21 protein-coding genes are annotated in these 25,316 nt (G+C 73.5%); 6 read left to right on the top strand and 15 right to left on the bottom strand.

The features are described from left to right. Nucleotides 1-24: 24 nt before the first annotated feature. A complete protein-coding gene (locus GQS09_RS07380) occupies nucleotides 25-1,476 on the bottom strand; it encodes a menaquinone biosynthesis decarboxylase (protein ID WP_165985184.1) in 1,452 nt (483 codons plus the stop codon). Between the two features lie 85 nt (nucleotides 1,477-1,561). Here GQS09_RS07380 and GQS09_RS07385 point away from each other — a divergent pair, with 85 nt between their 5' ends. Beyond that, the gene (locus GQS09_RS07385; RefSeq protein WP_165985185.1) at nucleotides 1,562-2,026 is read left to right on the top strand and encodes a PLD nuclease N-terminal domain-containing protein; all 465 of its coding nucleotides are present in this window, start codon (nucleotides 1,562-1,564) and stop codon (nucleotides 2,024-2,026) included. A gap of 132 nt (nucleotides 2,027-2,158) precedes the next feature. Here the strand turns inward: GQS09_RS07385 and ccsB are convergent, their stop codons facing one another. From ccsB to hemL, 6 genes are all read right to left on the bottom strand, one after another. Further along, on the bottom strand, nucleotides 2,159-3,214 hold the full coding sequence (gene ccsB / locus GQS09_RS07390; RefSeq protein WP_165985207.1) for a c-type cytochrome biogenesis protein CcsB: 1,056 nt from the start codon (nucleotides 3,212-3,214) through the stop codon (nucleotides 2,159-2,161). A gap of 56 nt (nucleotides 3,215-3,270) precedes the next feature. Next, on the bottom strand, nucleotides 3,271-5,166 hold the full coding sequence (locus tag GQS09_RS07395; RefSeq protein ID WP_165985186.1) for a cytochrome c biogenesis protein ResB: 1,896 nt from the start codon (nucleotides 5,164-5,166) through the stop codon (nucleotides 3,271-3,273). After that, on the bottom strand, nucleotides 5,163-5,933 hold the full coding sequence (locus tag GQS09_RS07400; protein WP_165985187.1) for a cytochrome c biogenesis CcdA family protein: 771 nt from the start codon (nucleotides 5,931-5,933) through the stop codon (nucleotides 5,163-5,165). The genes GQS09_RS07395 and GQS09_RS07400 overlap by 4 nt, the downstream gene beginning before the upstream one ends. A gap of 11 nt (nucleotides 5,934-5,944) precedes the next feature. Next, nucleotides 5,945-6,619 (bottom strand): TlpA disulfide reductase family protein, encoded by a 675-nt coding sequence (locus tag GQS09_RS07405; protein WP_165985188.1) that lies wholly within the window; start codon nucleotides 6,617-6,619, stop codon nucleotides 5,945-5,947. Between the two features lie 178 nt (nucleotides 6,620-6,797). Next, complete coding sequence (locus GQS09_RS07410; protein WP_165985208.1) at nucleotides 6,798-7,427, bottom strand: histidine phosphatase family protein; 630 nt, start codon at nucleotides 7,425-7,427, stop codon at nucleotides 6,798-6,800. Nucleotides 7,428-7,627: 200 nt separating this feature from the next. After that, nucleotides 7,628-8,974, bottom strand: coding sequence for a glutamate-1-semialdehyde 2,1-aminomutase (hemL, locus tag GQS09_RS07415; protein WP_165985189.1), 1,347 nt, complete (start codon nucleotides 8,972-8,974; stop codon nucleotides 7,628-7,630). A gap of 407 nt (nucleotides 8,975-9,381) precedes the next feature. Between hemL and GQS09_RS07420 the strand changes: the two genes are divergently transcribed. From GQS09_RS07420 to GQS09_RS07435, 4 genes are all read left to right on the top strand, one after another. Beyond that, complete coding sequence (locus tag GQS09_RS07420; RefSeq protein WP_243761196.1) at nucleotides 9,382-9,822, top strand: hypothetical protein; 441 nt, start codon at nucleotides 9,382-9,384, stop codon at nucleotides 9,820-9,822. A gap of 74 nt (nucleotides 9,823-9,896) precedes the next feature. Continuing rightward, entirely contained in the window at nucleotides 9,897-10,817 is a 921-nt protein-coding gene (locus GQS09_RS07425; protein ID WP_165985191.1) for a hypothetical protein, read from the top strand. 127 nt (nucleotides 10,818-10,944) lie between these two features. Further along, nucleotides 10,945-11,763 carry a DUF3558 domain-containing protein gene (locus GQS09_RS07430; RefSeq protein ID WP_165985192.1) on the top strand — a complete coding sequence of 273 codons (819 nt, stop codon included), beginning with the start codon at nucleotides 10,945-10,947 and terminating at the stop codon, nucleotides 11,761-11,763. 162 nt (nucleotides 11,764-11,925) lie between these two features. Continuing rightward, the gene (locus GQS09_RS07435; protein WP_399552436.1) at nucleotides 11,926-13,368 is read left to right on the top strand and encodes a DUF2637 domain-containing protein; all 1,443 of its coding nucleotides are present in this window, start codon (nucleotides 11,926-11,928) and stop codon (nucleotides 13,366-13,368) included. Nucleotides 13,369-13,474: 106 nt separating this feature from the next. Here the strand turns inward: GQS09_RS07435 and lysS are convergent, their stop codons facing one another. Continuing rightward, the gene (gene lysS, locus GQS09_RS07440; RefSeq protein WP_165985193.1) at nucleotides 13,475-15,205 is read right to left on the bottom strand and encodes a lysine--tRNA ligase; all 1,731 of its coding nucleotides are present in this window, start codon (nucleotides 15,203-15,205) and stop codon (nucleotides 13,475-13,477) included. Between the two features lie 234 nt (nucleotides 15,206-15,439). Here lysS and argS point away from each other — a divergent pair, with 234 nt between their 5' ends. Then, the gene (gene argS / locus GQS09_RS07445; RefSeq protein WP_165985194.1) at nucleotides 15,440-17,227 is read left to right on the top strand and encodes an arginine--tRNA ligase; all 1,788 of its coding nucleotides are present in this window, start codon (nucleotides 15,440-15,442) and stop codon (nucleotides 17,225-17,227) included. A 199-nt stretch (nucleotides 17,228-17,426) separates the two neighbouring features. Here the strand turns inward: argS and GQS09_RS07450 are convergent, their stop codons facing one another. From GQS09_RS07450 to GQS09_RS07480, 7 genes are all read right to left on the bottom strand, one after another. Next, nucleotides 17,427-18,176, bottom strand: a complete 750-nt coding sequence (locus GQS09_RS07450) for an SDR family NAD(P)-dependent oxidoreductase (protein ID WP_165985195.1) — start codon at nucleotides 18,174-18,176, stop codon at nucleotides 17,427-17,429. Nucleotides 18,177-18,321: 145 nt separating this feature from the next. Further along, nucleotides 18,322-19,317, bottom strand: coding sequence for a porphobilinogen synthase (hemB, locus tag GQS09_RS07455; RefSeq protein ID WP_313896032.1), 996 nt, complete (start codon nucleotides 19,315-19,317; stop codon nucleotides 18,322-18,324). Nucleotides 19,318-19,513: 196 nt separating this feature from the next. Next, a complete protein-coding gene (locus tag GQS09_RS07460) occupies nucleotides 19,514-21,301 on the bottom strand; it encodes a uroporphyrinogen-III synthase (protein ID WP_165985197.1) in 1,788 nt (595 codons plus the stop codon). Then, a complete protein-coding gene (hemC, locus tag GQS09_RS07465; RefSeq protein WP_165985198.1) occupies nucleotides 21,298-22,329 on the bottom strand; it encodes a hydroxymethylbilane synthase in 1,032 nt (343 codons plus the stop codon). The genes GQS09_RS07460 and hemC overlap by 4 nt, the downstream gene beginning before the upstream one ends. Then, the gene (locus GQS09_RS07470; RefSeq protein WP_165985199.1) at nucleotides 22,326-23,792 is read right to left on the bottom strand and encodes a glutamyl-tRNA reductase; all 1,467 of its coding nucleotides are present in this window, start codon (nucleotides 23,790-23,792) and stop codon (nucleotides 22,326-22,328) included. The genes hemC and GQS09_RS07470 overlap by 4 nt, the downstream gene beginning before the upstream one ends. Continuing rightward, nucleotides 23,789-24,682, bottom strand: coding sequence for a redox-sensing transcriptional repressor Rex (locus GQS09_RS07475; RefSeq protein ID WP_165985200.1), 894 nt, complete (start codon nucleotides 24,680-24,682; stop codon nucleotides 23,789-23,791). The genes GQS09_RS07470 and GQS09_RS07475 overlap by 4 nt, the downstream gene beginning before the upstream one ends. 288 nt (nucleotides 24,683-24,970) lie before the next feature. Continuing rightward, nucleotides 24,971-25,267, bottom strand: a complete 297-nt coding sequence (locus tag GQS09_RS07480; protein WP_165985201.1) for a glutaredoxin family protein — start codon at nucleotides 25,265-25,267, stop codon at nucleotides 24,971-24,973. Nucleotides 25,268-25,316: the final 49 nt, after the last annotated feature.

A 25,316-nucleotide genomic window follows, 5' to 3' on the forward strand; every position in this document is an offset into this window, starting at 1 on the left:
GCCGGTCCGTGGCCGGGGACGTGCTCACAGTCCGTACTCCTTCCAGCGCCGGGTGACCTGCTCCGCGGTCCGCGGATCGGAGACGATCATCCGCGGCCAGCCGCCGTCCCGGGTGTAGCCCTCCTCCGGCCACTTGGCGGTGGCGTCGATGCCCGCCTTGCCGCCCCAGAACTGCTGGTAGGAGGCGTGGTCCAGATGGTCCACGGGCCCCTCGGTGAGCAGCAGGTCACGCGCGTAGTCGGTGTTCCCCAGGGCCCGCCAGGCCACTTCGTGCAGATCGTGCACATCGCAGTCCGCGTCCACCACGATGATGAGCTTGGTCAGCGACATCATGTGTGCGCCCCAGATCGCCGACATCACCTTCTGTGCGTGCTTGGGGTACTTCTTGTCGATCGACACGATGGCGCAGTTGTGGAAGCCGCCCGCCTCCGGCAGGTGGTAGTCGACGATGTCCGGCACGATGATCTTCAGCAGGGGCAGGAAGAACCGCTCGGTGGCCCGGCCCAGCGGCCCGTCCTCGGTGGGCGGCCTGCCCACCACGATGGACTGGAAGACCGGGTCCCGCCGCATGGTGACGCAGTCGATGGTCAGCGCCGGGAAGGGCTCCTGCGGGGTGTAGAAGCCGGTGTGGTCGCCGAACGGGCCCTCGGGCAGCATCCGGCCCGGCTCCAGCCAGCCCTCGATCACCACTTCGGCGCGGGCCGGCACCTGCAGCGGCACGGTCCGGCAGTCCACCAGCTCCACCCGCTTGCCCTGCACGAAGCCGGCGAAGAGGTATTCGTCGATGTCGCCGGGGAGCGGGGCGGTGGCGGCATAGGTGACGGCCGGGGGGCAGCCGAAGGCGACGGCCACCGGCAGCTTCTCGCCGCGCCGGGCCGCCACCTGGTAGTGGTTGCGGCTGTCCTTGTGGATCTGCCAGTGCATGCCGATGGTGCGGCTGTCATGGCGCTGGAGCCGGTAGAGGCCGAGATTGCGGACCCCGGTCCCGGGATCGCGGGTGTGGGTCAGGCCGAGATTGAAGAACGAGCCGCCGTCCTCGGGCCAGGTGAACAGGGCGGGCAGCGCATCCAGATCCACCTCGTCGCCCTGGAGGACGATCTCCTGGACCGGTCCGCTCCTGACCTTCTTCGGCGGTACGTGGGCCATGGCGCCGAGCTTGCCGAAGGCTTCCCGCACACCGGTGAAACCGTGCGGCAGCTCCGGTTTGAGCAGGCCGGAGAGCTGGTCGCCGAGCTGGGCGTAGGAGGTGAGGCCGAGCGCCCTGAGCAGCCGCCGGTCGGTGCCGTAGACGTTCATGGCCAGCGGCAGATCCGAGCCCTTGACGTTCTCGAAGAGCAGCGCCGGGCCGCCCGCCTTGTTGACCCGGTCGGTGATCTCGCCGATTTCCAGGTGGGGATCGACCTCCGCCTTGACCCGCTTGAGATCCCCGTCGCGTTCCAGCGCCCGCAGCAGTCCGCGGAGGTCGTCGTATGCCATACGCGACAGTATTCCGGACGCATTACCCTTGGCCTTGTCAGGGGGCCGCCGCGGCGGCCCCGCCCGCCTCTCCCAGGGGGACGACATGCTCAGGGTCCTGATGTTCCTGGTGCCGCTCGCACTGGCCATCTACGCCCTTGTGGACTGCATCAGCACCAAGGACGACGAAGTGCGGCACCTGCCCAAGATCGTCTGGATCCTGCTGATCGTGTTCGCCTGGATCATCGGTCCGGTGGCCTGGATCATGGCCGGGCGACGGCGGACGTTCGCCGGCGGCGAGGGCGGCGGCCTGGCCGGGCGCGGCGGAGGCGGGATCGGCCGCGGGCGGCAGACCCGCTGGGTGGCGCCGGACGACAACCCGGAGTTCCTGCGCTCGCTGGACGACGGGCGGAGTCCCAAGGAGTCCGAGGAGGACCGGGAGCTCCTGGAGAGCTGGGAGGAGGACCTGCGCCGCCGCGAGGAGGAACTGCGCCACAACGAGCCGCGCAACGACGACGACGGCGGCGGCACCGGGGGCTCGGGCGACGAGCCCCGCCCGCCCAAGAGCTGATCCGCGCCGCTTCACGGTCGCGGACAAGAAGGGGCCGGCCCCCGCCGGGCGGGGGCCGGCCCCGCTCCGTGTCTCCGTGCCGTGTGAGCGGTGCGCCCGGAGGGCGCTCCCGCCGTCAGGCGCCGTCAGTCGTCAGCCGTCCACGTCGGCGTAGCTGTGCAGGCTGTCGTCGACGAACATGTTGACGCCGTAGTAGTTGAACAGGAAGCACAGGAAGGCGGCGATGGCCAGGTAGGCCGCCTTGCGGCCGCGCCAGCCCGCGGTGGCCCGGGCGTGCAGGTAGCAGGCATAGCCGAGCCAGGTGATCAGCGACCACACTTCCTTGGGGTCCCAGCCCCAGTAGCGGCCCCAGGCGTTCTCCGCCCAGATCGCCCCGGCGATGATGGTGAACGTCCACAGCGGGAAGACCACCGCGTTGATCCGGTAGGCGAACTTGTCCAGCGAGACCGAGGACGGCAGCCGCTCCAGCACCGAGGCGGCGAACCGGCCGGGGGTGCCGCCGTCGGCCAGCCGGCCCTCGTACCGGTCCCGCAGCAGGAAGGCCACCGTGGCCACCATGCCCAGGTAGAACATGGCTCCGCAGACGATCGCCAGCGAGACGTGGATCCACAGCCAGACGGACTGGAGGGCGGGCGGCAGCTGGTCGGTTTCGCTGTAGAGCACGGTCACCGCCAGGCCGAGGTCCAGCAGTACCGTGGTCACCAGCGGCAGGCCCAGCCACCGCACGTTCCGGCGGGCCGCCAGGAAGCCCAGGAACCCGCCGACCGCCACCATGGAGAAGGTGGTGGAGAACTCGTACATGTTGGCCCACGGGGCCCGCTGCACGGCCAGGCCGCGCAGCAGCACGCCGCCGAAGTGCAGCAGGAAGGCCAGCACGGTGAGCGAGACGGCGATCCGGCCGTAGGTGTCGCCGCGCTCGTCGCCGCCGGCCGCGCCCGGCCCGTCCGGGATGCCGTCCCGGCCCGGAGCGGCGGAGCGGGTGACCACCTTGGGCCGGGTCAGCTCGCGCGTGCCGCCGCCGGCCGCCCGGACCGTGACCCGCACGCCGCCGCCCGGCTCCCCGGCCCCGGCGGCCGGTCCGCCTTCCGGCGCGGTGGCGAGCGCGGCGGCGGAGCGCGCCACCTTGCTGCGGCTGCCGAAGGTCCATTCGGCGATGTAGGCGAGGAACGCGACGGTGTAGACGGCCATCGCGCTGTAGACGAGCAGCTTGCCGACATCGGCAAGCCCGGCCTCGGCGGCAAGGATCACGGCATTGCTCCTTCTCGGTGTCCGGCGGACGGTTCGGCGGACGGCCCGGCGGCGGTTCCCGGTTCCTGCTCCGGTTCCTGCTCCGGTTCCTGCTCCGGCTCCGGCTCCTGTTCCGGCTCCTGTTCCGGCTCCGGCGTCGGCTCCGCGGTCCCGGACTCCTCGGCCTCGCCGGTGCCGGTCCGGCCGGCTTCGGGCAGGGGCGGGGCGTGGTCCTGGAGGGCGGCGGCGAGATCGGCCAGTTCCTCCGGGATCTTCGCGGACTCGGCCCGCCCCAGCGAGGCCATCTCCACCAGCGTGCTGCCGGGCGGCCCGTCCGGGTCGGGCACCGCCCGCACCCAGATCCGCCGCCGCTGGATGAGCAGCGACGCGGTCAGCCCCAGCACCGCGCCCACCGCGCCGGTCAGCGCCCACCCGTTGGCGGCCGGGGTGGAGATCTGGAAGCTGGCCCAGCGCTCGTACCCCTCGAAGGTCAGCGTCCCCCGGCCGTCCGGCAGCTCCCAGGACTCGCCCGGCCGCAGATTGACCCGCAGCGGCTCGCCGCTGTCGTCGGTGAACTGCTCCATCCAGCGGGTGTTGAGCTGGTAGACGTTCTGCGGGATGCCCGAGTCCAGGCCCAGATTGCCGTGGTAGCCGGTGAGGGTGAGCACCGGGTCGTCGGGGTCCGGGAACGAGGAGTGCGGCCCGCGTTCGGCGTTCAGCCGGAAGGTGGGGCTGAAGAAGCCCTGGAAGCCGAGCTGGTCGCGCTCGCCGTCCGGGCCGGTGTAGTCGGTCACCTTGATCACCCCGGAGGAGGTGAGCGCGCTGTCCTGCGGCAGGAACGGCACCGGCCCGGCGAAGGCGACCTCGCCCTGTCCGTCCCGGAGGGTGACCAGGGGCGCGAAGCCGTGGCCGATCAGGAAGACCTTGGCGTCGCCGATGGTCAGCGGGTGGTTGACCCGGATGGTGGCTTTGCGGCCCTCGTTGTCGTCGTCCCCGGCCCGCCAGTAGGTCACCTCGGCCCGGAAGTCGATCGGGGTGCCCAGGTCCGGCCCCTCGCGGTGGAAGCTGGCGTGGAACTCGTCGAGGTCGAAGTGGAACGGCTCCAGGCCGTCCACGTCGAACAGCGCCCCGGAACGGAAGTCGTCGTACTGGATCAGGGTGTTGGCGAAGCCGCCGCCCACCATCACCAGCTTGCCGCCCTCGCTGCGGTAGAGCTGGCCGGCCGCGAAGGCCAGCAGCATCACGATCAGCGCCACATGAAACAGGAGATTGCCGGCCTCCCGCAGGTAGCCCTTCTCGGCGGCGACCGATCCGCCGTCCGCGGCCGGGGAGGTGCGGAACCGCCTGCGGCGCAGCAGCCCGTGCGCCGCCTCCACCACGCCTTCCGGGGCCTGCCCGGTCCGCCAGGCGGTGTAGGCGGGCATCCGGGTCAGCCGGCGCGGGGCGCGCGGCGGACGGCCGCGCAGCTGGTCCGCGAACTGCAGGGTGCGCGGCACGATGCAGCCGGCCAGCGAGACGAACAGCAGGATGTAGACGGCGGAGAACCACACCGACGAGTAGACGTCGAACAGCTGGAACCGGTCGTAGAGGCCGCCCAGCGTGCCGTGGCGCTCCTTGAACTCCGCGACCAGCACCGGGTTGGCGTCCCGCTGCGGGATCAGCGAGCCGGGCACGGTGGCCAGGGCGAGCAGGAACAGCAGGATCAGTGCCACCCGCATGGAGGTCAGCTGGCGCCAGGACCAGCGGGCCCAGCCGGTCAGCTCCCGCGCGGTCCAGGCCGCGCCGCCCACCAGGCCGGGGGCGCGGGCACCGCCGAAGCTGCCGCTGCCGGGCGCTGCCGCCTCCTCCTCCCGGACGGCGGGTGCGTCGCCGTCCGTCTGCCGCTGCTCTGTGGCGTCGTCCCCGCCGCTCATACGGCCACCTCGAAGGTGCTGGTCCAGTAGGTCAGTTCGTAGACGATGCGGTCCCAGGCGCCGGTCACCAGCAGCAGGCCGGTGGCCACCAGCATCACTCCGCCGGTCCGCATCACCAGGGCGTAGCGCTGCTTGATCCAGCCGAAGGCGCCCAGCGCCCGGCGGAAGGCCACGGCCGCCACGATGAACGGCAGCCCCAGCCCCAGACAGTAGGCCAGACCCATCAGGGCGCCGCGCCCGGCCGTGGACTCGTTGAACGCCAGGGCGTTCACGGCGGTCAGGGTGGGGCCGATGCAGGGCGTCCAGCCGATGCCGAAGACCAGGCCCAGCATGGGCGCCCCGGCCAGCCCGACGGCAGGCCGGTGGTGGAAGCGGAACTCCCGCTGGCCGACGCGGCGCAGCAGCCCCATGAAGGCCAGGCCCAGCACGATGGTGAGCGCCCCGAAGATCCGGGTCAGCACCTCCCGCTGTTCCTGGAAGACGTTCCCCACGCTGCCGAAGAGAGCGCCGGCGGAGACGAAGACCACCGAGAAGCCGAGCACGAACAGGCCGGAGCCGGCCAGCATCCGGCCGCGCCGGGCCGCGCCCAGATCGGCGCCGCCGACCCCGGTGACGTACGACAGGTAGCCGGGCACCAGCGGCAGCACGCACGGCGAGAAGAACGACACCAGGCCGCCCAGCACCGCCACCGGGAGGGCCAGTATCAGGGCCCCGGTGAGGACGGTCTCGTTGGTGTCGGCATAGGCCGCCAGTGCGTCGGTCGTCATGTCCGGCCCGCTCAGCCTTCCGCGCCCGTGTCCGTGCCCGTGCCCGCGCCCGCGCCCGCGCCCGCTGCGGCGTCGCTCTCGGCGATGACCGGGTCCAGGGCGGCGCGCAGCTCCTCCTCGGTGAGCGGCTTGAGCGCGCGCACCGCGATCCGCCCCTGCCGGTCCAGGATCAGCGTGGAGGGGATGCCGGCCTGTGCGGAGAGGGTGCCGTCCGGGAACTCCAGGATCAGCTTGCCCTTGGGGTCGTAGAAGCTCGGGTACGCGATGCCGTAGGTGTCGTCGAAGCGCTGGGCGCGGACCTTCTCCAGGTCGCGGGTGTTGATGCCGAGGAACTGCACGCCCTGGTCGGCGGTGTCCTCGGCGACCTCGGCCAGGCCCGGGGCCTCGGCCCGGCAGGGGGCGCACCAGGAGCCCCAGACGTTGAGGACCACGATCTGGCCCGCGTAGTCGGCCAGTGCCAGCGGCTCGCCGTAGGTCGACTCGCCGGTCAGGTCGGGGGCCTCCGGCCGTTCCTCGGGGGCGAAGGTGGTGACCACGCCGGTGCCTTCGACGAAGTTGGTGCCGCCGCCCGACTGACCGGCGCCCTGGCCGGTGCAGGCGGCGAGCGCCACCGCCGCCGCGAGCGCCGGGAGGGCGGCGGCCAGCCGCCGGGCACGCGATGCGATCCGGTCACGGGTCTCGATCATGTGAAAAGTTTCCCATGCCCTTCCAGGCGATCTTTGGCGCCCCCCTTGTCCGGAATGTAAGGAACGCATAAGTGCCCGCTGACCGGTGCCGACGGCCCCGGCCGACGGCCCCGGCCGACGGCCCCGGCCGGCGGGCCGGACGGGGGCGGGGACGGGGGACGGGGGACGGGCGACGGCCTCACGCTCCGGCGCCGCGGGCGCCGGCCGCACGCAGATGCGGCGGCACCAGATCGATCACCGGCTCGGAATAGCCCACCGAGACGATCTCGTCGCCGAGGTAGGTGAAGGAGGTCAGCGAACCCAGCGTGCACTGCCGCCGGCGCGGGTCGTGCCACAGCCGCCGCCGCTCGATGAAGCTGCGCAGCACCCAGATCGGAAGCTGGTGGCTGACGGCCACCGCCTCGTGCCCGAGCGCGGCGTCCCGGGCGGCGTCCAGCGCCGCCTTCATCCGCACCACCTGGTCCACGTACGGCTCGCCCCAGGACGGCCGGAACGGGTTGCGCAGGTGACGCCAGTTGCGCGGGTGGCGCAGCGCGCCGTCGCCGACGCCGAACTCCTTGCCCTCGAACATGTTGTCCGCCTCGATCAGCCGCCGGTCGGTGGCCACCTGCAGACCGTGCGCCCGGGCGATGGGCACGGCGGTCTCCTGGGCGCGGTCCAGCGGCGAGGCCACCACATGCGCGATGTCCCGGTCGGCCAGGTACTCGGCCACTCGCTCGGCCATCTCCCGGCCCAGCTCGGACAGGTGGTAGCCGGGCATCCGGCCGTAGAGGATGCCCTCCGGGTTGTGCACGTCGCCGTGTCTCATGACGTGCACCACCGTCTTGGTGACACCTGCGCCGCCCCCGGTGGCCCGGGCCGGCGCGGCGGTCCGTTCCGCGTCCGCCGCGGTCCGCCCGGTGCCGGCCCGCTCCGGGGTGCCGCCGGCGCCCTTGCCGTGCTCGTTGCTGCTGCTCATGCCGTCCATCGTTGCCGACCCCCGCCGCACCCGTGCCGCCGCCCCCACGGTCAGCGGCCCGCCTCGGCCGCCGCCCGCGCCGCGCCCGGCAGCGCGTCGGCGATCCGCTGCACCGCCCGCTCGTCGTGCGCGGTGGAGACGAACCACGCCTCGAAGGCGGAGGGCGGCAGATACACCCCGCGCTCCAGCATGGCGTGGAAGAAGGCGGTGAAACGGTGGGTGTCCTGCGCCCGGGCATCCGCGTAGTCGGCGACCGGCAGCTCCGGGGTGGTGGTGAAGAACACCGAGAACATGCTGCCCGCGGTCTGCACCCGGTGCGGCACGCCCTCCTTGGCCAGCGCCTCGGTCACCAGCTCCTGCAGCTGCCGGGAGACCGCGTCCAGGGTGCCGTAGGCGGCGTCGTCCAGCAGCCGCAGCTGCGCCAGGCCGGCCGCCACCGCCACCGGGTTCCCGGACAGGGTGCCCGCCTGGTAGACCGGCCCGGCCGGCGCGAGCTGCGCCATCACATCGGCCCGGCCGCCGAAGGCCGCGGCCGGGAAGCCGCCGCCCATCACCTTGCCGAAGGTCATCAGGTCCGGCACCACGCCGTCGATGCCGAACCACCCCTGGCGGCCGACCCGGAAGCCGGTCATCACCTCGTCGGAGACGTACAGCGCGCCGTGCTCGGCGCACAGTTCCTTCAGCCCGGCGTTGAAGCCGGGCGCCGGCGGCACCACACCCATGTTGCCGGGCGCGGCCTCGGTGATCACACAGGCGATCTGGTCCGGGTGGTGCGCGAAGGCGGCCCGCACCGCGTCCAGATCGTTGTACGGCAGCACCAGGGTGTCGCCGGCCTGCGCACCGGTGACGCCGGGCGTGTCGGGCAGCGCGAAGGTGGCCACCCCGGAACCCGCCGCGGCCAGCAGGGCGTCCACATGGCCGTGGTAGCAGCCGGCGAACTTCACCACCTTCCCCCGGCCGGTGAAGCCGCGGGCCAGCCGGATCGCCGACATGGTGGCCTCGGTCCCGGAGGAGACCAGCCGCACCTGCTCCACCGGCGGGATGCGGGCCACGATCTCCTCGGCCAGCTCCACCTCGCCCGCGGTGGGGGTGCCGAAGGAGGTGCCGCGCGCCACGGCCGCCTGGATCGCCTCGGTGACCGCCGGGTGGGCGTGGCCCAGGATCATCGGCCCCCAGGAGCAGACCAGGTCCACGTACTCGCGGCCGTCGGCGTCCGTGAGGTACGGACCCGTACCGGACGCCATGAAACGGGGCGTACCGCCCACCGCTCCGAAGGCGCGGACCGGGGAGTTGACGCCTCCCGGTGTGACAAGGGCAGCACGGTCGAAGAGTGTCTGCGAGACTGGTGCGGAGAAAGCAGCATTGTCGGAGTGGGTCACGTGGGTCACGCGGTCCATGGTGACAGAGACACCGCCTCCGGCCGCCTGCCGGGCGTTTCGTTCCGCCGTGGCGGGGGAGGTCTCTGGAACGATGATCGGGTTACGCGGCGGGGGTCGCGGCTGAGTTGGGTGGTGACATGCAGCGCGGTGGCGGACTGGGAGAGGGCAGCGGGGACGTCTGGCGTGACGTTCCCTCGCACGATCCCGCAGCGCCGGCCGCGTCCTCGTCCTCCTCGCCCGCCTCTTCTCCGCCCTCCTCGCCCGCCACGCCGCCGTCCGCTCCGGGCTCCCCTGGGACCGGAGGGAGTGTGCCGCCCGGGCCGGGTGCCCGGGACACCCCGCGCGAGGCACCGCGGGCACGGGCCCGCGGCCGTCACCGGCGCCGCCCCGACCCCCAGGAACGCGAGATCCGACGGGCGGGCCGTATGGGTATGGGAGTGACGTACAAGTACTTCGGCGCCCCGGACGGCGCCACGGCCGCCCGGGTTCCGCTGTCCATGCGCCCCGAGGAGCTCGGCGGGGACGAACTGGGCCAGGGCATGTTCACCCACATCAAGCCGGAGACCATGGCCGCCATGGTGCTGACCGGCATCGAGGGGATACCGCTGCACCGGGTGCCGCCGCTGGAGCTGGTGGTGCTGCACTCCGACTACGCGGTGGTCAAGCTGCCCACCACCACCGTGGACCCGCTGCACGGCGTCGGCGAGGAAGCGGTCGGCGCGGCGGCCTTCATCTGGTCCACCGTCCCCGACCGCAACGGCCCCAGCGACGCCTTCGACGTCTACCGGCTGCTCTCCGAGTGGCAGGACTTCTCCCGCCGGCTGCACGACGCCGGCCACCAGCCGTACTGCCTGGTCTGGCCCTGACCGGCCGCCGCCGCCCGGCACAGTAGACTCCCCCGGGCCGGAAGGACCGGATCGGCGGAGCGAGGAGACGGCCAGTGCGACCCAGAAGGACGAGCCTGCCCGCCGTGCTGCCCGCCGGAGCGCTCGCCCTGCTGCTGGCCCTGCTCCCCGCCGCGGCCGGCTGCACCTCCGACCTGATGGACGACGACGCGGACGGCACCGCCGGGGGCGCCGCCGCCAGCCAGGCCGCGCCGGCGCCGGGCCGGCACTCCGGGCTGCCGGAGCCGTGCGGCGCGGTGGAGGAGGACCGGCTGCGGGAACTGCTGCCGGAGGCCGGGCCGGAGGAGCTGACCGGCGAGCCGGCGCTCACCTTCGACACCGGGCGGCGGGCCGCCTGCTCGTGGCGGAGCCCGGGCGAGACCGGCACCCGCGAACTGTCCGTGGACTTCCTGCGGGTGGTTTCCTACGACCCCGCGGTCAGCGATGACGACCAGGCCGCGGCGGACTTCGCCCTGCGCGCGGCCGAGCGGGGCATCCCGCCGGCCAGCGACGAGGACACCACCGCCGAGGACGACGACGACGACGGCGACGACGACGCCACCGGTGAGGACACCGGTGAGGACACCGGCGCGGACACCGGCACCGGAACGGACGGCGGCCCCGGCACCGGCGGGGACACCGGCACGGACACCGGCGGGGAGGACGGCACCGCCGCCGCCGGAGCCGCCACCGCCGGGACGACGGCCGGCAGCAGCGGGATCACCTCCCCCGGCGGCGAGCTGGCCCCGCGCGCCCTGGACGGCATCGGCCACGCCGCCTTCATCGACGACCGGCTGACCCCCACGGCCTCCGGCTCCCGCCGGGACATCGTGCTGACCTTCCACAACGCAAATGTCATCGTGACGATCAGCTACCGTGAAACGACCGGCGAGGCCGGCGCCGAGCCGGACAGCGCGGTGCTCCAGGAGCGTGTGCAGAACCTGGCCCGCCAGCTCGCCGACCGCCTGGAGGAGTAGCCGGGCGGGGCACCGCGACGGGACACGGCACCGGGAGGACACCCTCCCGGCCCGGGGGCCGCTACCGTTCCCGGTGTGGGCGGACCGCACGGGCCGCCCCCGCACAACCCGGAAGAGCGAAGGACCCATGGACCGTACCGCTTCGACACCTGGCCGCAGCCGACGTGCCCGCCGCGCACTGGTCTGGGCCGTCGCACCCGTTCTGCTGTTCGCCGGCTGCTCGTCGCCCCCCGACGACAACGCGCCCACCAAGCCCTCGCCGAGCGCCACCCCGACGCCGGAGCCCGTACGCTTCAGCAAACTTCCCAACCCCTGCCGCACGGTGAGCGAGGACACCGCCAAGAAGGCGGTGCCGGGCACGGAGGACGCCAAGGGCGAGGAACTCAGCTCGGCGGACACCACCCGGTCCAGCGCCTGCCTGTGGACCGGGCTGAAGGAGAACAAGGACGAGCAGGAGTACCACTTCCGCTCCCTGACCGTCTCGCTCCGGCGCTTCGACTCCGAGCTCTCCCTCGGCAGCGGCGACGACCGCGCCTCGCTCTACATCAAGGACCAGGTCGCCGAGATCATGGACGACGAGGCCAACACCGGCGCCAAGCCGGCCGATCTGGAGGACGTCGGCGACGAGGCGGTCACCGTCTCCTACACCGTGAAGAAGAAGGACGGCGACGAGACCAACGAGTACCGGCAGCAGCGGGTGGTGGCCCGCACCGGCAATGTGGTGGTGACCGTCGATTACTACGGCGCGGGCATGCAGGAGACCAAGCCGCCGTCGGCGGAGTCGGTGAAGAAGTCCGCCGAGCTGGTGATCGCCGAGGCACTGGCCTCGGTGGACGCCACGGCCGACACCCCCGCCGAGGACGCCGAGGCCGGGGACGGCACACAGGGCGGTGCGGAGGACGGAAAGGAAGAAGAGGCCGCCGAAGGGGCCGAGGAGGACGCCTGAGCCCTCCGCGGGCCTCCCCCCTCCCCCGCTCCCGTCACGAACAGAGCCCGGTCCCCCCGCTTTTGCGGAGGAACCGGGCTCCGGCGCGTATCCGGGCGGGGTTGTGTGCAAGGCTGGGCCCGCCAGCCAGAACACACGTCCGATACGGGAAGGAATCCGCGGGTGGCCTCGATCAAGCTCACACGCGCGCACCGCATGCTGGTCGGCATCGTGCTCACCGGCGCGGTGGTGATCGCCGCCATCGGCTTCGCCGGCTCCTACGCCGCCGTGCGCGACCTGGCCGAACGCAAAGGCTTCGGGGAGTTCGCACCCTTCTTCCCGATCGGCATCGACGCCGGCATCGTCGTGCTGCTCTCCCTGGACCTGCTGCTGACCTGGCTGCGCATCCCGTTCCCGCTGCTGCGCCAGACCGCCTGGCTGCTGACCGGCGCCACCATCGCCTTCAACGGCGCCGCCGCCTGGGGCGATCCCCTGGGCGTGGCCATGCACGCCATCATCCCGGTGCTGTTCATCATCACCGTGGAGGCCGCCCGGCACGCCATCGGCCGGATCGCCGACATCACCGCCGACAAGCACATGGAGGGCGTGCGGCTGTGGCGCTGGTTCCTCGCGCCGATACCCACCTTCCGGCTGTGGCGCCGGATGAAGCTGTGGGAGCTGCGCTCCTACGACGAGGTCATCTCCCTGGAACGCGACCGCCTGGTCTACCGGGCCCAGCTGCGCGCCCAGTACGGCCGCGCCTGGCGCCGCCGCGCCCCCGTCGAGGCCCGCCTCCCGCTGCGCCTGGCCCACCTGGGCGTCCCGCTCGCCGACGGCCGCGAACTGGCCGGCGCCCCGGCCCCTGTCCTGCCCCGGTCCGCCGCGCTGCCCGCGCCGCCCCGGGGCCAGGACCGGCCGGTCGCCGGCCCGGCTCCGGCGGCGGCCAACGGCACGGCCCAGCAGGAACGTCACGCCGCACTGGCCGGTGCCGATGCCGTGCCCCCTCCGGCAGCCGTCCCGGAACCCCGGCCGGAGCCGCAGCCGGAGCCGCAGCGGGAACCCCGGCCGGAGCCCCGGCCGGAGCCGGAGCCGCAGGCACAGCCGGAGCCCGTCCCGGAACCGCTGTGGGGGCAGGAGCCCCTGCCCGCCGTCGCCGAGGAACCGTCACCCGCACCCGGCTCACTGCCGGAACCCCGGCCCGAGCCGCAGCAGCCGCAGCCCGGACGGCACCGCTCCCGGCGGCGGGAGCAGGTCTACGCCGAGACCTCACCGCAGCCCGCGCCCCAGGTCACCGTCCCGGTCACCGCCAACCGCTCCCGGCCGCTCACCCCGCCCGCCCCGCCCGGCCCGGCTTCGGAGCCCGAGCCCGAGCCCGAGCCGGCCGCCGCCGTGGAACCCCGGGGCATCCCCGAGGGCATCTCCGCGGGAGACCTCTTCTACTACGCCTTCCGCCAGTTCGTGGCCGACAACGGCCAGTTCCCCAACGCCCGGCAGATGTCCAAGACCCTCTACGACCAGCACGGCGTCAGCGACACCGACGGCAATCTGCTCGGCGAGGGCTACCTGCGCCCGTTCCTCAGCGAGTTCCGCCAGCGCTACAAGTCCGAGGTCGGATCGGCCGTCTGACCGCCCATGCGCCCGTACCGCCGCCGTGCCCGTACCGCCGGGCGCCCGTGACCGTCACCGGTCACGGGCACGGGGCGGGCGCGGACACGGCGGCAGGCCGGCGGTGTCAGGCGCCCAGCAGGGTCCGCGTCCGGTCCGCGCCCACCGCCATCAGCAGGGTGGGCAGGCGCGGCCCCGTCTCCCGCCCGACCAGCAGCCGGTACAGCAGCGCGAAGAACTCCCGCTGAGCGGCCTTCAGCTCCGGCGTCGGCTTCGCCTCCGGGGCCAGCCCCGCCTGCCGCTTCGGCACGCCGTACACCAGATCGGTGAGCCCTTCCACCGACCAGTGCTCGTCCAGCCCCTCCAGCAGCAGCCGCAGCGCCTCCCGCTGCCGCTCGTCCAGCGAGGACAGCAGCTCCTTGTCCGGCTCCTGGAGGACCCGGGTCCGGGACTCCTCCGGAAGCTGGGTGGCCACCCAGTACGCCGCGCAGTCCAGCCGCGGCCGGGCCTCGTCCAGCGAGTCCAGGGGCTGCTCCGGGTCCAGCTCGCGCAGAATCCGCAGGGTCTGCTGCTCGTCCCCGGTGGTGATGTCCAGCACCGAGGCCAGCGTCCGGTACGGCAGCGGGCGCGGCGTGGCGGGCAGCTCACCGGCGGCGGTGGACACGGCGCGCCGCCAGGCCGCCAGATCGCCGGGCAGCGCCCGCCCGTCCCCGACCTTCTTCCGCAGCGCGTCCCATTCGTCGTACAGCCGGTGGATCTCCTGGTCGAAGGCGACCTTGAAGCTCTGGTTGGGCTTGCGGCGGGCGTACAGCCAGCGCAGCAGCGCGGGCTCCATGATCCGGAGCGCTTCCGCCGGGGTCGGCACCCCGCCCCGCGAGCTGGACATCTTGGCCATGCCGGTGATGCCGACGAAGGCGTACATCGGTCCGATGGGCGGCTGCGCGCCGAACACCTCGCGCACCAGCTGCCCGCCGACCACGAAGGACGAGCCCGGCGACTGGTGGTCCACCCCGGACGGCTCGAACACCACGCCCTCGTAGGCCCAGCGCATCGGCCAGTCGACCTTCCACACCAGCTTGCCGTGGTCGAACTCGCTCAGCCGCACCGTCTCCGCGTGCCCGCAGGAGCCGCAGGTGTAGGAGAGCTCGGTGGTGGTGTCGTCGTAGCGGGTGATGGAGGTGGTGTCGCGCCCGCAGGCCGTGCAGTACGGCCGGTACGGGAAGTACCCCGCGCCGGAGCCGCTGCCGTCGTCCTCGCCGGCCGCGCCGGAGCCCTCCACGGCCGCCAGCTCGGCGTCCTCCATGGGCCTGCCCTGCGCCTTGGCCGTGCGCGGCTTGGCCTTGGTGCGGTACTGGTCGAGCACGGTGTCGATGCGCAGCCGCTCGCGCATGGCGAACAGGATCTGCTCCCGGTAGGCGCCCGAGGTGTACATCTCGGTCTGGCTGATGCCCCGGTACTCCACCCGCAGCTCCGCCAGCGACTCCTCCATCTGGCGGCGGAAGTGCTCGGCCCAGCTCGCGTACGGGGAGCCGGGGGGCGGCGGCACCGAGGTGAGCGGCTTGCCGATGTGCTCGGCCCAGGAATCGTCCACGCCCGGGATACCGGCCGGTACCTTGCGGAACCGGTCGTAGTCGTCCCAGGAGATGATGTGCTCCACGGGCACCCCGCGCCGCCGGATCTCGTCGGCGACCAGGTGCGGGGTCATCACCTCGCGCAGATTGCCCAGGTGGATCGGCCCGGAGGGGCTCAGGCCCGAGGCGCAGACCACGGGTTTGCCCGGCGCGCGGCGCTCCGCCTCGGCGATGACCTCGTCCGCGAAACGGGAGACCCAGTCGGTCTCGGGTGTGGTCTGAGCCACTTCGGCTACTTCCTTTTCCTGTATCCCGTGCTCTGACGTCCGAACGGCCGCCGCCGGCCGCGGGGCGCGGCGGCCACCCCATTGTTCCACCCGCCCGGGACGGGCGGAAAACGGTGGCGTCCGCGGCCGTGGAATACTTGAGTGCTCTTACGGCAGTGCGCTCGGCGGGCCGTTCCCCCACGGCCGGCCCGGAGGCCGCCGCGACCATCACCCCAGACGGAACGGCACACATCCATGGCCACGGTCCCCTCCCTCGCCGCATCGGTCCATCAGCGTCTCGCGGACGCCCTCTCGGCCGCCGTGCCGGAGGCCGCCTCCGCCGATCCGCTGCTGCGACGAAGCGACCGGGCGGACTTCCAGGCCAACGGCATGCTGGCGCTGGCCAAGAAGCTCGGCGGCAATCCGCGCGAGCTGGCCGCCCGGGTGGCGGAGCGGCTGGAACAGGGCGGCGAGGGGCCGATCGGCCGGGCCGAGGTCTCCGGCCCCGGCTTCCTCAACATCACCGTCACCGACACCGCCATCCTGCGGACGCTGGCCGCGCGCGCCGCCGACGGCCGGCTGGGCGTTCCGTACGCCGAGCGCCCCGGCACCACGGTCGTGGACTACTCCCAGCCGAACGTGGCCAAGGAGATGCACGTCGGCCACCTGCGCTCGACGGTGATCGGCGACGCCCTGGTGCGGCTGCTGGAGCACCGCGGCGAGAAGGTGATCCGGCGCCACCACATCGGCGACTGGGGCACCCAGTTCGGCATGCTGATCCAGTACCTGATCGAGCACCCGCACGAGCTGGACCACACGGAGGCGGAGCGCAGCGCCACCGAGCAGGGCGAGGCGGCCATGTCCCGGCTGAACCGGCTCTACAAGGTGTCCCGGGCGCTGTTCGACAGCGACGAGGGCTTCAAGGAGCGGGCCCGCAAGCGGGTGGTCGAGCTCCAGGGCGGGGACGAGGAGACCCTCGCCCTGTGGCACCGGATCGTGGACGAGTCGCTGCTCTACTTCCACGCCGTCTACGAGATGCTCGACGTGGAGATCCGCGACAAGGACGTGGTGGGCGAGTCGGCGTACAACGACGCGCTGGCCGAGACCTGCCGGCTGCTGGAGGAGTCGGGCGTGGCGGTGCGCTCGGAGGGCGCGCTGTGCGTCTTCTTCGACGACATCCGCGGCCAGGACGGCCAGCCGGTGCCGCTGATCGTGCAGAAGGCGGACGGCGGGTACGGCTACGCCACCACCGACCTCGCGGCGATCCGGAACCGGGTCACCGCGCTGGGTGCCGACACCATTCTCTATGTGGTGGACTCGCGGCAGGCGCTGCACTTCCGGATGGTGTTCGAGACGGCGCGCCGGGCGGGCTGGCTGACCGACGAGGTGACGGCTCTGCACATCCCGTTCGGCACGGTGCTGGGCAAGGACGGCAAGCCGTTCAAGACCCGCGAGGGCGAGTCGGTGCGGCTGATGGACCTGCTCCAGGAGGCGGTCGACCGGGCCGCCGCGGTGGTACGGGAGAAGGACGCGTCGCTGGCCGACGCGGAGGTGGCCGCGCGGGCCGCCGAGGTCGGCATCGGCGCGGTGAAGTACGCCGACCTGTCCACCTCGGTCAGCCGGGACTACGTCTTCGACCTGGACCGGATGGTCTCGCTGAACGGCGACACCAGCGTCTACATCCAGTACGCCCACGCCCGGATCACGTCGATCATCCGGCGGGCCGCCGGGCGGGAGGCCCCGCTGACCGCGCTGGCCCACCCGGAGCTGGAACTCGCCCCCGCCGAGCGTGCCCTGGCCCTGCATCTGGACGAGTTCGGCGCGGTGGTGCAGGCCGCCGCCGAGTCCCACGAACCGCACAAGCTGGCCGGTTATCTGTACGGGCTGGCGACGGCGTTCACCCCGTTCTACGACCAGTGCCCGGTGCTGCAGGCGGAGACCAGGGAGCTGTCGGAGAACCGGCTGTTCCTGTGCGAGCTGACCGCCCGGACCCTGCGCGAGGGCATGCGGCTGCTGGGCATCCGCACCCCCGACCGGCTCTGACCGACTCCACCGCCGCAGACCCCCTTGCCGGATTCCTGTGGCTGAGCAAATCTTTTCCCAGGGGCGGCCCGTCCACCCCCCACCGGTGTCCCGGACGCACCCCGGGCTTCTCCCGCGTCCCGGACGCGCGCCGGGACGGGCCGCCCCGACACCCGCGGCCCGCAGCCCCCGGCCGCAGCCCCCGGCCGGGGGCTGCCGCTCAGCGCCGGCGATGCACCTTGGTGTTGGACGCCTGGGCGCGGGGACGCACCACCAGCAGGTCCACATTGACGTGCGGCGGCCGGGTGACCGTCCAGGCGATGGTGTCGGCGATGTCCTCCGCGGTGAGCGGCTCGTCCACCCCCTCGTAGACCTTCTCCGCCCGTTCCCGGTCGCCGCCGAAGCGGACCAGCGAGAACTCCTCGGTCTTCACCATGCCGGGGGCGATCTCGATCACCCGGACCGGCTCGCCCACCAGCTCCAGGCGGAGCGTCTCGGCGAGCACGTGGGCCCCGTGCTTGGCGGCCACGTAGCCCGCACCGCCCTCGTAGGTGGCGTGTCCCGCGGTGGAGGTCACCACCACCACGGTGCCCTCGCCCGAGGCGCGCAGCGCGGGCAGCAGCACCTGCGTCATGTGCAGCACGCCCACCACGTTGACCTCGTACATGGCCCGCCAGTCGGCCGGGTCCCCGGTGGCCACCGGGTCCAGGCCCAGGGCGCCGCCGGCGTTGTTGACCAGCACCTCGCAGCCGCCCAGCCACGCGCCGAACGCCTCCACCTCCTCCCGGCTGGTCACGTCCAGCGGGCGGGCGACGGCCCGATGGCCCTGCCCGGCCAGCTCCGCCGCGAGCGCCTCGATCCGCTCGGCCCGCCGGGCGGTCAGCACCACCCGGTAGCCCGCTTCGGCCAGCCGCCGCGCGGTCGCCGCGCCGATCCCGCTGCTCGCCCCGGTCACCACCGCCGTACGCATCCGTACCGCCGCCTCTCGCGCTCTGCCGGCCCCTGCCGGCCCCTGCTGCCGCCGGTCCCGTGCGCTCCACTTGATCACAGCCGCTCCGCCCGGCACCGCCGGGGTCCCCCGGCCGCCCCGCCGCCCCGCGACCGCCGCGCGCGGCTCAGCCGCGCGCGGCGCGGCGGGCGGCCTCGACCGCCCAGTAGGTCAGGACGACGTCCGCACCGGCCCGCTTGAAGGCGAGCAGCGACTCGTCGATGGCGCGCTCCCGTTCGATCCAGCCCTTCTCGGCCGCGGCCTCGATCATCGCGTATTCGCCGGACACCTGGTACGCGGCCACCGGCACGGCCACCTGGCCGGCGACCGTGCGCAGCACGTCCAGATACGGCAGGCCGGGCTTGACCATCACCATGTCCGCGCCCTCGGCCAGGTCCAGCGCCAGTTCGCGCAGCGCCTCCTTGGCGTTCGCCGGATCCTGCTGGTACGTCTTGCGGTCGCCCGTCAGACCGGACTCCACCGCGTCCCGGAAGGGGCCGTAGAACGCGGAGGTGTACTTGGCGGTGTAGGCCAGCAGCGAGACGTCCTGGTGACCGGCCGCGTCCAGCGCCCGCCGGACGTGGCCGACCTGGCCGTCCATCATCCCGCTGGGGCCCAGCACCCGGGCACCGGCCTCGGCCTGCACCAGCGCCATCTCGGCATAGCGCTCCAGGGTGGCGTCGTTGTCCACCCGGCCGCGCGCGTCCAGCACCCCGCAGTGGCCGTGGTCGGTGGACTCGTCCAGGCACAGGTCGGACATGATCACCAGGGCGTCGCCCACCTCGGCGCGGACGTCCCGGATGGCCACCTGGAGGATGCCCTCCGGGTCGGTGCCGGCGGAGCCGGCGGCATCCTTGGTCTGCGGCACGCCGAACAGCATGATGCCGCTGACCCCGGCCTCCACGGCCTCCACGGCCGCCTTGCGCAGCGAGTCCCGGGTGTGCTGCACCACTCCCGGCATGGAGGCCAGCGGCACCGGCTCGGCCGCTCCCTCCCGGATGAACGCGGGCAGCACCAGATCGGCCGGGTGCACCCGGTGCTCGGCCACCATCCGCCGCAGCGCGGCCGTGGCCCGCAACCGCCTCGGACGCGTCCCCGGAAACTGCCCGTACCCACTGCTCACAGCGCTTCTCCTCACCCGGCCGACACCCGCCGATGCTACTCGCGTCCCGGTGCGGACCCATGGCCCCATGGACCACAAGCCCTCATGGCCCCAGCGCCATGCGGCGAGGCACCGCAAGCGGGCCCGGCAGCCGCCCGCCCGCTCGCCCCGCCGCCCCGGCGGTGCCGGGCCGGAACGGGGCCGGGCGGGCGGGGACCTACTTCGCCCGGGAGCGGCGCCGCTGGGGCCGCTTCTCGCTGGGCCGCTTGAGCACCTCGCCCGCGGCCAGCGCGGCGGCGCGCCGCTTCGCGCCGAACTCGGCCAGCGCCTCGGCCAGCCGCTGCGCCGACGGCTCCGGCGCCATCACGTCCACCCGCAGACCGTGCTCCTCCGCGGTCTTCGCCGTGGCCGGGCCGATGCAGGCGATCACCGTCACATGGTGCGGCTTGCCCGCGATGCCCACCAGGTTCCGCACCGTGGAGGAGGAGGTGAACAGCACCGCGTCGAAACCGCCGCCCTTGATCGCCTCCCGGGTCGGGGCGGGCGGCGGCGAGGCGCGCACCGTGCGGTACGCGGTCACGTCGTCCACCTCCCAGCCCAGCTCCACCAGGCCCGCCACCAGCGTCTCGGTGGCGATGTCGGCGCGCGGCAGCAGCACCCGGTCGATCGGGTCGAAGACCGGGTCGTACGGCGGCCAGTCCTCCAGCAGGCCGGCGGCCGACTGCTCGCCGCTCGGCACCAGGTCCGGCCGCACCCCGAAATCGATCAGTGCCCGCGCGGTCTGCTCACCGACCGCCGCGACCTTGATCCCGGCGAACGCCCTGGCGTCCAGCCCGTACTCCTCGAACTTCTCCCGCACCGCCTTGACCGCGTTCACCGAGGTGAAGGCGATCCACTCGTAGCGGCCGGTGACCAGGCCCTTGACCGCCCGGTCCATCTGCTGCGGGGTGCGCGGCGGCTCCACCGCGATGGTCGGCACCTCGCTCGGCACCGCGCCGTAGCTGCGCAGCTGCTCGCTCAGCGCGCCCGCCTGCTCCTTGGTGCGCGGCACCAGCACCCGCCAGCCGAACAGCGGCTTGGACTCGAACCAGGCCAGCGACTCCCGCTGGGCCGCGGCCCGCTCCCCGACCACCGCTATGACGGAACGTTCTCCCTCCGGGGAGGGCAGCACCTTGGCGGTCTTCAGCGCCCGCTCCACCGTGCCCAGCGTGGCGGTCCAGGTGCGCTGCCGCGTGGTGGTGCCGCCCACCGTCACCGACACCGGGGTGTCCGGCTTGCGCCCGGCGGAGATCAGCCGGGTGGCCATGGCACCCACCCCGCCCAGCGTGGTGGACAGCACCGCCGTGACGTCGCTGCCGCCGATCTCGGCCCAGCAGCGGTCGTCCGCGGTGCGGGCGTCCGCGATCCGCACGTCCGCGCGGTCGTCGGCGCGCAGCGGCACCCCGGCGTACGCGGCCACGCCGACCGCCTCGGCGATGCCCGGCACCACCTCGAAGGTGATGCCCTCGGCCGAGCAGGCCAGCATCTCGGCGGTGGTGTCCGCGTCCAGCACCGGGTCGCCGGCCACTGCACGGACCACCCGCTTGCCGCCCCGCGCGGCCCGCATGACAAGATCTGCAGCATCGCCGACCCGCTCCGCGACGGCCGACGGTGACATGTCGTCATGCCCGGGATCATGTCCGCCGCCGGTACCGGCCGGAGGGGCGGACTCCCCGTCGGCGTCCCCGGTGTGCCCGGTGCCGTCGGAGTCCGGCGCGGGCCGGAGCGGTACGTCCGCCCCCGGCCTGACGTGGGCGGCGACCACCTCGTACACCCCGGGATCGGCGATCAGGACGTCTGCCTGCGTCAGCGCCTCCACGGCGCGAAGCGTCAGCAGACCCGGATCACCAGGTCCGGCCCCGAGGAAGGTGACGTGCCCGTGGGAAAGGGCGGCCGGGTGTGCCGCCTGCGCGAGACGGCTGACCGGCTGCGCGGGCTGTGCGGGCTGTGCGGTGGTGGGGCTCAATGTGCTCGCTCCCCCATCAGACCGGCCGCGCCCTTCGCAAGCATCTCGGCGGCGAGCTCACGGCCCATGCGGTCGGCATGGCGCAGCGCCTCCCCTCCGGACGCCGGTACGGGACCGGTGGCGGACAACTGCACCAGCGTGGAGCCGTCGGTGGTACCGACGGCGCCCCGCAGATGCAGCATGGTTACTTCTGCGTCGGACGTGTCCGGACCCGGCTCGGCGGCGTGCAGGTCGGCCAGCGCCGCCACGGGCGCGCTGCAGCCGGCCTCCAGTGCCGCGAGCAGGGCTCGCTCGGCGGTCACGGCGACCCGGGTGGGCGGGTCGTCGAGCCCGGAGAGCTGGGCGATCAGCTCCGCGTCGGACGCGGCGCACTCGACCGCCAGGGCCCCCTGGCCGGGGGCGGGCAGGACCGCGTCGGTGGGCAGGGTCTCGGTGATCTCCGAGGCCATGCCGGCCCGGTGCAGCCCGGCGGCGGCGAGCACGACGGCGTCGAGCTCGCCGGAGCGCACGTACCCGATCCGGGTGTCGACATTCCCCCGGACGGGAACCGTTGTGATCTCGCAACCCAGTTGCCTGGCCCACGCATGCAATTGCGCCCGGCGGCGCGGCGAACCCGTGCCGATCCGCGGCGGGGGCCGGTCCCCCGCCGCGCCCGCGGCCGCGCCCGCCGGGGACGCCGCCGCCAGTGCCGCCAGGCTCAGCCCGTCCCTGGCCACCAGCGCGTCCCGGGCATCGGCCCGGGCCGGCACCGCGGCCAGCACCAGCTCCTCCGGCTGCGCGGTCGGCAGATCCTTGAGCGAGTGCACCGCGAAGTCGATCTCGCCGCGCAGCAGCGCGTCCCGCAGCGCCGAGACAAAGACCCCGGTGCCGCCGATCTGCGCCAGCTCCTCCCGCGAGACATCGCCGTACGTGGTGATCTCCACCAGCTCCACCGGCCGCCCGGTCAGCTCCCTGACCCGCTCGGCCATCATCCCGGACTGGGCCAGGGCCAGCCTGCTGCGCCGGGTGCCGAGCCGTAGCGCCCTCATGACCGCCGCTCCCTTTCCGCTTCCGCTGCCGGCCGGGCCCGCGCGCCCGGCGGTCGTCCCCCGCCGGGCTCGCCGTGTCCGGGCCGGCTGACCGCCGCGACCCGCTGCGGGTCGAGGTTGAACAGCTCGCGCAGCGCATGCGCGTAGTCGGCGCCGCCCGGTTCGCCGGCCAGCTCCTTGACCCGCACGGTCGGCGCGTGCAGCAGCTTGTCCACCACTCGGCGCACGGTCTGCGCGATCTCGGCGCGCTGCTTGTCGTCCAGTCCGGGCAGCCGCCCCTCCAGCCGGGCCAGCTCACCGGCCACCACCCCGGAGGCCATGGTGCGCAGCGCGACCACGGTCGGGGTGATGTGCGCGGCGCGCTGCGCGGCACGGAACGCGGCCACCTCGTCCGCCACGATCCGGCGGGCGGCCTCCACGTCCGCGGCCAGCGGCGCGTCGGCGGAGGCATCGGCCAGGGACTCGATGTCCACCAGCCGGGCGCCGGTCAGCCGGTGCACGCCGGCGTCCACATCGCGCGGCATGGCCAGGTCCAGCAGAGCCAGCGGGCGGCCGGAGGTGCGGCGCTCGACCGCGCCGCGCACCGCCTCGGTGGTCAGCACCAGCCCGGTGGCGCCCGTGCAGGACACCACCAGATCGGCCACGGCCAGCTCGGCCGCCACCGAGATGGCGTTGATCGGCACCGCGCGCACCGAGCGCAGCCGGTGCTCGCGGGCCTCGCCGCCGTCCGCGCCCCAGACCTCGCCCAGGTTCCGGGCCAGCCGCTCGGCGCGCTCCAGGGTCCGGTTGGCGATCACCAGTTCGGACACGCCGGACCGGGCCAGGGTGGCCGCGGCCAGCGAGGACATGGAGCCGGCGCCGATCACCAGGGCCCGCCGGCCGGCCGGCCAGGGGCCCGGGCCGCCGGTCCCGGCGGACGCGCCGGAGGCCGCGGCCAGCTCCTGCAGTCCGAAGGTGACCAGGGACTGCCCGGCCCGGTCGATGCCGGTCTCGGTGTGCGCCCGCTTGCCCACCCGCAGCGCCTGCTGGAACAGCTCGTTGAGCAGCCGGCCGGCGGTGTTCTCGTCCTGGGCCAGGGCGAGCGCGTCCTTGATCTGGCCGAGGATCTGGCCCTCGCCCACCACCATCGAGTCCAGGCCGCAGGCCACCGAGAACAGGTGGTGCACCGCCCGGTCCTCGTAGTGCACGTAGAGATAGGGGGTCAGTTCGTCCACGCTGACCCCGCTGTGCCGGGCCAGCAGCCGGGTGCACTCGGACACCCCGTCGTGGAACCGGCCGACGGCCGCGTAGACCTCGATGCGGTTGCAGGTGGACAGCACCGCGGACTCCACGGCGCCGTCACCGTCCGAGACGTCCACCAGATCACGCAGCAGCTTGCCGCGCACCTCCGGAGCCAGCGCCGCCCGTTCCAGCACGCTGACCGGCGCGCTGCGGTGCGAGAGACCGACGACCAGCAGACTCATGCGGGCATCACCGCCGGGGCGCTGTCGGTTCCCTCGTCGGTGTCCTGCGCGGGCCGGGCCCGCCGGTCGCCACGGTCACCGCGGCCGTCCCGGCCGTCCCCGCTCTCCGCGGCATCGCCGTCCGCCGCGCCGCCGCCCCGGTCCGCCCGGCCACGGGTGACCGCGGCGGCGGGCGGCTCCACGGGGGTGACCGCGCCGGCGTCGGGCTCCGGCAGCGCGGCGGCGTTCTCGCCGGCCTTGCGCTGCTCGTGGAAGGCCAGGATCTGGAGCTCGATGGAGAGATCCACCTTCCGCACGTCCACCCCGTCCGGCACGGCCAGCACGGTGGGCGCGAAGTTCAGGATGGAGGTCACGCCGGCGGCCACCAGCCGGTCGCAGACCTGCTGCGCCGCCCCCGCCGGGGTGGCGATCACGCCGATGGACACGCCGTTCTCCTCCACGACCCGCTCCAGGTCGTCGCTGTGCTGCACCGCCAGGCCGGCGACCTGCCGGCCGGCCAGGGCCGGGTCGGCGTCGATCAGGCCGACCACCCGGAAGCCCCGGGAGGCGAAGCCGCCGTAGTTCGCCAGGGCCGCGCCGAGGTTGCCGATCCCGACGATGATCACCGGCCAGTCCTGGGTGAGGCCCAGCTCGCGGGAGATCTGGTAGACGAGATACTCCACGTCGTAGCCGACCCCGCGGGTGCCGTAGCTGCCCAGGTAGGAGAAATCCTTGCGCAGCTTGGCGGAATTCACTCCCGCCGCGCCCGCGAGTTCTTCCGAGGAAACCGTGGGGACCGAGCGCTCGGACAGTGCGGTCAGCGCACGCAGATACAGGGGGAGCCGGGCGACCGTCGCCTCGGGAATCCCTCGGCTGCGGGTCGCCGGTCGGTGGGGTCGGCCAGTTGCCACAGTGCTCCTGCCGGTCGAGCGAAGCGGTGCGCGGCCCCTGAGTTCCGGACCGCCCAGTAGGTGCCAGGCTATGCCCTTGTGAACGCGTGCACAAAGATACTGTCCGTTATGTCCGCGCAAAGTGACCGGTGCCACAGGTGCGCAGTGGGACACCGGACCACACTCCTCACGTTTACCCCCGGGCAGACAAAACGACCTCGAATGGTAAGCGAAAACCCGCCATACCGCACCTTCCGGTATCGGTCCGGTATCGGGCGGAGACATTCCCGCCACCCGCGCCGCGCCCCGCTAGCCGCCCAGCGCCGCGCGCAGCCGCTCGCGCTTCACCCGCCAGAAGTCGTGCTGCTTTCCGTCCACCAGCACCACCGGGATCTGCTCCCAGTACTCGTCGTGAAGTGCCTGGTCGGATGTGATATCCCTCTCCTCCCACGGCACCCCCAGTTCGGCGCAGACCTCGGCGACCACCGCCCGCGCGTCGTCGCACAGATGGCAGCCGGGCTTTCCGATCAGCGTGACGAGCCGGTCACCGGGGTCGCGGGGGCGGTTTCCGCCGGAGCGGCGCAGCAGGGGAGTCATGGCAGCCATTGTGCAGCGGCGCTCCATGCCCGCGACACTTGTGCGCAACCGCCCGGTC

It is taken from the genome of Streptomyces sp. YIM 98790, assembly GCF_011421595.1.
Classification (GTDB): Bacteria; Actinomycetota; Actinomycetes; order Streptomycetales; family Streptomycetaceae; genus Streptomyces.